General features: G+C 67.8%; 6 protein-coding genes. All 6 read left to right on the top strand.

Annotated features, from left to right (window positions below):
• The coding region (locus VM221_01575; protein ID HUT73506.1) for an integrase core domain-containing protein at nt 1-559 on the top strand (559 nt) is incomplete at its 5' end.
• 224 nt (nt 560-783) lie between these two features.
• Nucleotides 784-1,701 (top strand): GNAT family N-acetyltransferase, encoded by a 918-nt coding sequence (locus VM221_01570; protein ID HUT73505.1) that lies wholly within the window; start codon nt 784-786, stop codon nt 1,699-1,701.
• Nucleotides 1,702-1,894: 193 nt separating this feature from the next.
• Complete coding sequence (locus VM221_01565; protein HUT73504.1) at nt 1,895-2,743, top strand: hypothetical protein; 849 nt, start codon at nt 1,895-1,897, stop codon at nt 2,741-2,743.
• Between the two features lie 165 nt (nt 2,744-2,908).
• Nucleotides 2,909-3,787, top strand: a complete 879-nt coding sequence (locus tag VM221_01560) for an SPFH domain-containing protein (GenBank protein HUT73503.1) — start codon at nt 2,909-2,911, stop codon at nt 3,785-3,787.
• A 35-nt stretch (nt 3,788-3,822) separates the two neighbouring features.
• Nucleotides 3,823-5,181, top strand: coding sequence for a nodulation protein NfeD (locus tag VM221_01555; GenBank protein HUT73502.1), 1,359 nt, complete (start codon nt 3,823-3,825; stop codon nt 5,179-5,181).
• A 196-nt stretch (nt 5,182-5,377) separates the two neighbouring features.
• Nucleotides 5,378-6,901 carry a 6-phosphofructokinase gene (locus VM221_01550; GenBank protein HUT73501.1) on the top strand — a complete coding sequence of 508 codons (1,524 nt, stop codon included), beginning with the start codon at nt 5,378-5,380 and terminating at the stop codon, nt 6,899-6,901.
• The last annotated feature ends 68 nt before the right edge of the window (nt 6,902-6,969 follow it).

The following is a 6,969-nucleotide window of genomic DNA, read 5'->3' as shown; positions in this document are numbered from 1 at the left end:
GAAGCAGCCTAAGCGGGGTCGGCTGTGGCTGAATGACGGTTCCTGCATCCGGCTGCGCCCAGCGTACACGGACCATGTCTGGAGCTACGACTTCATGAAGGACGGCACCCGCGATGGTCGAGCGGTACGGCTGCTGACCATGATCGACGAGTACAGCCGCGAGTGCCTGGCGATTGACATAGAGCGCCGGCTGACCAGCGAAGATGTACTGGAGCGCCTGGGGCAGCTGTTTGTGGAGCGAGGGGTGCCGGCGTACCTGCGTTCGGACAACGGATCGGAGTTCATCGCCAATGCGGTTCGGGAATGGCTGGGGCGGATCGGGGTGGGGACGCTCTACATCGAGCCGGGCAGTCCCTGGGAGAATGGCTACCTCGAGTCCTTCAACGGCAAGCTCAGAGACGAGCTGCTGGCGCGGGAGGTGTTCGACACACTGCGGGAAGAGAAGGTGCTGGTGGCGCGCTGGCGAAAGCAGCAAAATGTGGCAGGGCGGCACAGCGCGCTCGGTAACCTGTCGCCGGAGGACTTCGCGCGCGTGAACCGCGACGGCCACAGCCCTTGAAGGCAAGACAGAGATTGCTGTCTTGACCTGAGGGATTCTCATTCCGAGTGGAACAAGACTGGGGGCGAGGCCACACGCGAAGGGTCTAACCCATATTATGCATAGCGCGTGTGGGGCCTTCACTTACCAGGTGATACGAACTGAGATCAGAAAGCGCTCCCATGCATAATCCGGGTCTAGCATAGCGCGTGGTGTAGCTGAGGGGGAAGGTCAGAGGAAGCAAGATGAGACTTGTGCCCTTTGCACCCGAGATGGCGGCCGGTGTGGGTGAGTGCTACAACGACCTCATCGCCGCTCTGCCGGAGTGCCACCCGGTCCCGCCAGAGCGATTCGCGGACCTGAAGGGCCTGGCCTCTCAGCATCTGCGGGACGAGCGTTTGATGGTGGCCCAGGTCGAAGGGGGCGACGTGCGCGGCTTCGTTCATGTCGGCATCGTCGCCTCCGGTTTCGACTATCGTCCGCCTATGGGGCCCGGTACGATCCGTTTTCTCGCCTATCGCCCGGGAGAGCGCCTGGTGGGGAAGCTGCTCCTGGATTGGGCCGAGGCCTGGGCCCGCGAACAGGGCTGCACGGTGGTCACCGCGTGGAATGGATCGTACCCATACCCGTTCTATTACTTCCCCGGGGGAGCCCAACTGTCAGAGCACATGGGTCACGTGCGGGCGCTCTTTGGCATTGCCGGCTTTCAGGAGCGCGGGAGTGAGCTGCTGCTGACGTGGCGTGATTTCACGCCCCCGGTGCCACAGCCCCCCGCCCTGGAATGCAGACTCGAGCTGGTCTGGACCGAAGGCCCGCGCCTGAAAGTGCAGGCAATGCGAGGGGAAGAGGAACTGGGCCACTGCATCGCGGAGGGGGGACAGGTATCTCCTTCTCCGGAGGCCGACGACTGGTGTTTCTGCCTGGCACTCCACGTTGCCGAGCCATATCGAGGACAGCGGCTTGGGAGCTTCCTGCTCGCGACGGCGCTCGAGGAGATGCGGCGACTTGGGTGTCGCCACACCGCCCTCAGCATCGGCTGGACAAACTACCGGGCCGTGCTAATGTACACGAACATGGGGTACCGGCACGCCGACCGGACGTGCAACTTCTTCAAGATTCTGGACGAGTCGTCGGAACTCGCGCGGGCCCTGCGGCTGGCGTAGAACAAAACGGGGGCGTGGATGGACGCCAAGCTGAAGGCAATTCGGGGGACAGTCGACTTAATTACCGGTCAGCGCCTCCCTCATGCGCACGCGCGACCAGCAGCCTCTGCTGCGCGCATTCTTCCGGGCGGCCAAGCTGCGACTGTGAATCCGGTCCGTTCCACGAATTACGCCAGAAGCGTAGGTGCGGACGATGCACGACCACGAGCGCAGGGAGTCACGCTGCGGAGATGGCGGTCGGCGTCGCAGCGAGCTAGCCGCCACGTTCCTGGCGGCTGTCTTCGGCTTCACCTTTCTCTCGTTTGCCAGCAGACGTTTGTGGTTTCTCGCCCAGTACATCGCCGGACCACGACCCTTCGCTTCCGCGGCCTTATGGCTTCCGGCGGCGCTCGTGGTGGTCGCAGAAGGTGTCGTGTACCCGGTTGTCGCGGGCGCGGCGATGCGCGCTCTGGCCGTGCGCCGTGGGACCTCTGCCGCAGCGGGCGCGGCCCTCTCATGGTGGATGCTCTGGCTAATCCTGGCGTACTACGCCGTAATCGTGCCCCCTCGCGGCTCCTCCGCGTCGTCAGGTGCCAGCCCGACAATCCTCTTTGGCGTACTTACCGCGATGGCAGGCCTGATCGGTTGCTCTGCGCTGCTGGGAAGCAGGATCGGCCTCAGGATGAGGCGGTCAATCAGCCTGAGCATGGCGGTTGCGATCGTGGTCATGCAATTCGGCTGGATCGCCGTGTCGGTTCAGAGTGTGCACCGTGCAGTAGCCCTATTGGGGCTGGGGTATTTGCGGGTGCTGCCGTTAGCGCCTTACGCGATCGCAGGCTTTATCGCCGGGGTTGCGTGGCGGAAAGCCGGAGTGATTGGTGCCACGGTTGCAGCGCTGGCGGTGAGTATGGACTACCTGGGTCTCAGGGGAGCCAGCGAAGGAATCTTGGCGGCGATGGGGCCCGCAATGTATCGGCCGGCCTCCTGGCTCCTGACGACCGCGATATGTGCCCTCGCGGGGCAGGTCGTGGCCGTTGGATTCCGCCGGGCAGGGCGCTCGTGACTTACCTGGCGGCAAAGACCGTGGGAAATGGAAATCATGGTGTGTGTCCACCGAATTGCCCAATCCCTTGACACTCCCCTCCCCGCGGTGTAAGCTTCCGGCGACGATAGCCCGTTGCCACTACACCCCTCCTCGCGCCCGCAACGGCATCCGCAACCGGAGGTCATGGCCATGGAAGCGGTCGGCGTCGTAGTCTTTTTCCTCGTTGTTCTGCTGCTCATCATCCTCGGAGCCGCGATCCGCATCGTCCCCGAGTACCAGCGCCTGGTGGTGTTCCGGCTGGGGCGGGTGTTGGGCGCCAAAGGCCCGGGGCTGGTGCTGCTGGTGCCGTTTGTGGACCGGGGCGTGCGGGTGGACCTGCGCGAGACCTACTTCGACGTCCAGCCGCAGTCCGCGATCACCATGGACAATGCCCCGGTGTCGGTGGACTTCTTCGTCTATATGAAGGTGGTGGACCCCTTGCCCAGCGTGCTCGCGGTCGAGGACTTCGAGGGCGCGGCGCGGGGCATCGCCATCACCACCTTGCGCGCGGTGGTGGGCGCCATGCTGCTGGACGACGTGCTCGCCAAGCGCGAGGAGATCAACGAGGCGCTGCGCCTCAAGCTCGACGACGTCACCAACCGCTGGGGGATCAAGGTCACCGCGGTCGAGATCCGCGAGATCATCCCCCCGCGCGATATCCAGGAGGCGATGAGCCGCCAGATGTCGGCCGAGCGTAACCGGCGCGCGGTGGTAACCGAGGCCGATGGCACGCGCGCGGCCGCCATTACCGTCGCCGAGGGCGAGCGCCAGGCCATCATCCTGCGCGCCGAGGGGGAGCGCCAGGCGCGCATCCTCGCCGCTGAGGGCTATGCCCAAGCGCTGCAGAAGATCTTCGAGGTCGCCAAGGGCCTCGAGAGCAATACCATGAGTCTGCAGTACTTGGAGACTCTGCGCGCCCTTGGGCAAAGCCCGGCGACGAAGTTCGTCTTGCCCCTGGAGTTCACCCGGCTGGTCGAGCCGTTCGTTCGTCACGCCGGCCGCGCAGCGGAGGATGCCGGCTAGGCTGCGGTTGGCGGCCGGCGGCAGGAGAGGCCAACATGCCGCGGTGCAAGCGCGGACGAGCGATCTTGCTCGGGCTAGTCTTGGGTGCGGGCGCCATCCTCATCGCGCCCGCCGTGTCGGCGCGTCCGGGCGGACGGGCCGTCTATCACCTCCAGTTCGAGGGCGTGGTCAACCCCCTGAGCGCGCGCTACCTGGCGCGCGGGATCGCCAACGCCGAACACGACCAGGCCGCGGCCCTCGTCTTCCAGATTGACACCCCCGGCGGCCTCGACGGCTCCATGCGCGAGATGGTCGAGTACATCCTCAATGCCGACGTGCCGGTGATCGTGTACGTCGCGCCGGCGGGGGCGCGCGCCGCCTCGGCGGGGATGTTCATCACCGTCGCCGGCCACATCGCCGCCATGGCCCCGGGCACCAACATCGGCGCCGCCCACCCCGTACCCCTGGGCGGCGGTCAGCAAGACGCGACCATGCTCGCCAAGGTCGAGGAGGATGCGGCGGCCTACGCGCGCTCGGTGGCGAAGCTGCGCGACCACAACCCTGAGTGGGCGGAGCGCGCGGTGCGCCAGAGCGTCTCCATTACCGCCGAGGAGGCCCGCGACCTGGGGGTGATTGACGTCATCGCCCCCAACCTGACGGATCTGTTGGCGCAGGTCAACGGGCGCAAGGTCGAGACCAACGCGGGCCCGGTGCTCCTCGACGTGGAGGGGGCGCCGATCCGGGACCTGCCGATGACGGTGCTGGAGAAACTGCTGCACATGATCGCGGAGCCCAACATCGCCTATATCCTGCTGACCGTGGGCATGATCGGGCTCATCGCCGAGATGTACCACCCGGGCGGCATCTTCCCCGGGGTCGCGGGCACCATCTCCCTGCTGCTGGGGCTGACCGCGCTGGGCATGCTGCCGGTAGGGTGGGCGGGGGTGGCGCTGCTGGCGTTGGCGATGGGGCTGTTCATCGCCGAGACCTTCGTCCACGGCTTCGGCGTGCTGGGCGCGGGGGCGATCGTGTCCTTCATTCTGGGGTCGCTGCTGCTGTTCGTTCCGGTGTCGCCGGTGTCGCCGGCGATGCCGGCGGTGCGGGTGAGCCCGTGGCTCGTGGGCTTGATGTCGGCCATCTTGCTCGGCGGCATCATCCTGCTTTTCCGCGTGCGCATGGCGATGTGGCGCAAGCCCGCGGTCTTCGGCGCCGAGGCGCTGGTAGGGCGCCTGGGGGTGGCTCGGTCCGAGCTCGATCCCTTCGGCACCGTACGCGTGGACTCCGAGGTCTGGCGCGCCGAGGCGCGTCAGACCCCGGTCAAGCGCGGCGAGACGGTGCGCGTCGCCGGGCTCGAAGGCGTGACCCTGGTCGTCGAGCGCGTTGCCGCGGAGACCCCAGACTCGCCTCCATCCTAGGGGCCCCCGTCTGTTCGCCCCGGCCGGCGGCGGGCGCAGCTCAACCCCGTTCGATCCAATCCCGTTGGCGCCGCGTGGCTCGTCCCCGGGACAGGAGACGGGGCGCGCCCCAGGAAATGGATGCGGTGGGTCGAGTGCGGGATTGTGGGTTCGCCGATCACAGGGCCTGCAGGTCACTCAGGAAGGACGGGCAGCGATGGAGCACACGAGCGGCGCCTCAGGATCTCCCCAGGTTTTCGCCTCCGAGCGCGCCTACATGCAGCGCGTGTGGCTGGAGGGCGGCATTGACGCCCAAGTGCTGCATGACGAAACGACGCCGCCGGTGGTGGCCGGGCCCGCCGACATCCCCAATCCCTTTTCTCGCGACGAGATCGGCTACTTCCGCCGCCCCGACGAGCGCCGCCCCGCGGTCTCCCATGACAAGGCGCTGCGGGAGTTCGCGGCCCGCGGGCTCTTCCCCGGCTTCCTGGAGGCGGGCGCGCGCGAGCGGCTGCGCTTCGATCCGTGCGACGTGCGCGCGGCGATCGTCACCGCTGGCGGCACCGCCCCCGGCACCAACGCGGTCATTCACGCCATCGTCCGCCGCCATTATCAGTACGTCGCCGCCGCCCACGCCGCCTGGGAGCGCGGCGGTCGCCAGGGCCCGGAGCCGCGCTGCACAGGTCACGTCCTGGGCATCCGCAACGGCTTCGAGGGCCTGATGGCCCCCCGCGAACGCCCCGCCGCCGCCGTGCCCGGGCCGGTCGAGCTGCATCCGGAGGAAACCGCCACCTGGCGCGAGCTCGGCGGCTGTCAGCTCGGGCTGTCGCGCTACGACTTCTCGGTCGAGGGCCGTATCGAGCAGCTCGCGCATAACGTGATGGCTGAGGGCATTGACCTGCTTTACGTCATTGGCGGCGACGGCGCCATGCATGCCGCCCGCCAGGTGCACCAGGCCTTGAGCGGGCATTCCGTCGGCCGCAACATCGTCATCGCTGGCGTCCCCAAGAGCATTGACAACGACATCGCCTGGATGTGGCGCTCGTTGGGGCATTCCTCGGCCCTGGCCGAGGCCGCGCGCCTGCTCAACGTCCTGCGCCTCGACGCCGAGGCCAACCGCCGCGTGATCCTGGTCGAGCTCTTCGGCAAGCACGCCGGCTTCGTCGCCGCCAACGCCGCCCTGCTCAGCGACAAGGCCGACTGCGTCCTCATCCCCGAGGAGCCCTTCGACCCGTGGAAGGCGGTGGACCACATCGCCGCCCGCGCCCGCGCGCGGCGCTCGGCCCTGGTCGTCTTGGCCGAGGGCGCCCTGCTCGCGCTCGGCAAGGACCTGCGCTCCCGCGGCCTGGTGCGGCTTCCCGAGCCCGCCGCCGCCGCCCTGCGTGACCCCTACTACGAGCGCCAGGACCTGCGCGACCTCGCCCTCAAGTGGCTGCGCGACGAGTTGCGCTCGCAGTTTATCAAGCCCCCCATCTTCACCGGGCATATCCTCATCAACCAACCCGGCTACCTGATCCGGGCGGTGCCCCCCGACGCCGAGGACCTCATCCACGCCGAGCGCATGGGCGACCTGGTGGTGGACAGCGCGCTGGCCGGGCACACCGGCTTCATGCTCAGCCTGTGGCTGGGATATGTGCTGGTGCCGCTGTCGCTGGTGGCGCGGGTGCGCAAGCGCGTGCTGCCGCGCGGCCTGGTGTGGCGCGAGATCGTGCAGCACACGCGGCAGCCGCCGCTGGCGTGACCGGCGGCCCGCCGCGACCGGGTGAAGGCGAGGATGCCAACCACCGACCCCGAAAACGCGGCCGTGGC

The sequence above is a fragment of the Armatimonadota bacterium genome (assembly GCA_035527535.1).
Lineage (GTDB): Bacteria > Armatimonadota > Hebobacteria.
The sequence above is the reverse complement of the archived record's forward strand: the minus strand, read 5'-3'. Positions and strand labels throughout refer to the sequence as shown.

Coding starts and splice junctions, on each gene's coding strand:
- VM221_01570 (HUT73505.1), top strand. CDS start 784: ATGAGACTTGTGCCCTTTGCACCCGAGATGGCGGCCGGTGTGGGTGAG.
- VM221_01565 (HUT73504.1), top strand. CDS start 1,895: ATGCACGACCACGAGCGCAGGGAGTCACGCTGCGGAGATGGCGGTCGG.
- VM221_01560 (HUT73503.1), top strand. CDS start 2,909: ATGGCCATGGAAGCGGTCGGCGTCGTAGTCTTTTTCCTCGTTGTTCTG.
- VM221_01555 (HUT73502.1), top strand. CDS start 3,823: ATGCCGCGGTGCAAGCGCGGACGAGCGATCTTGCTCGGGCTAGTCTTG.
- VM221_01550 (HUT73501.1), top strand. CDS start 5,378: ATGGAGCACACGAGCGGCGCCTCAGGATCTCCCCAGGTTTTCGCCTCC.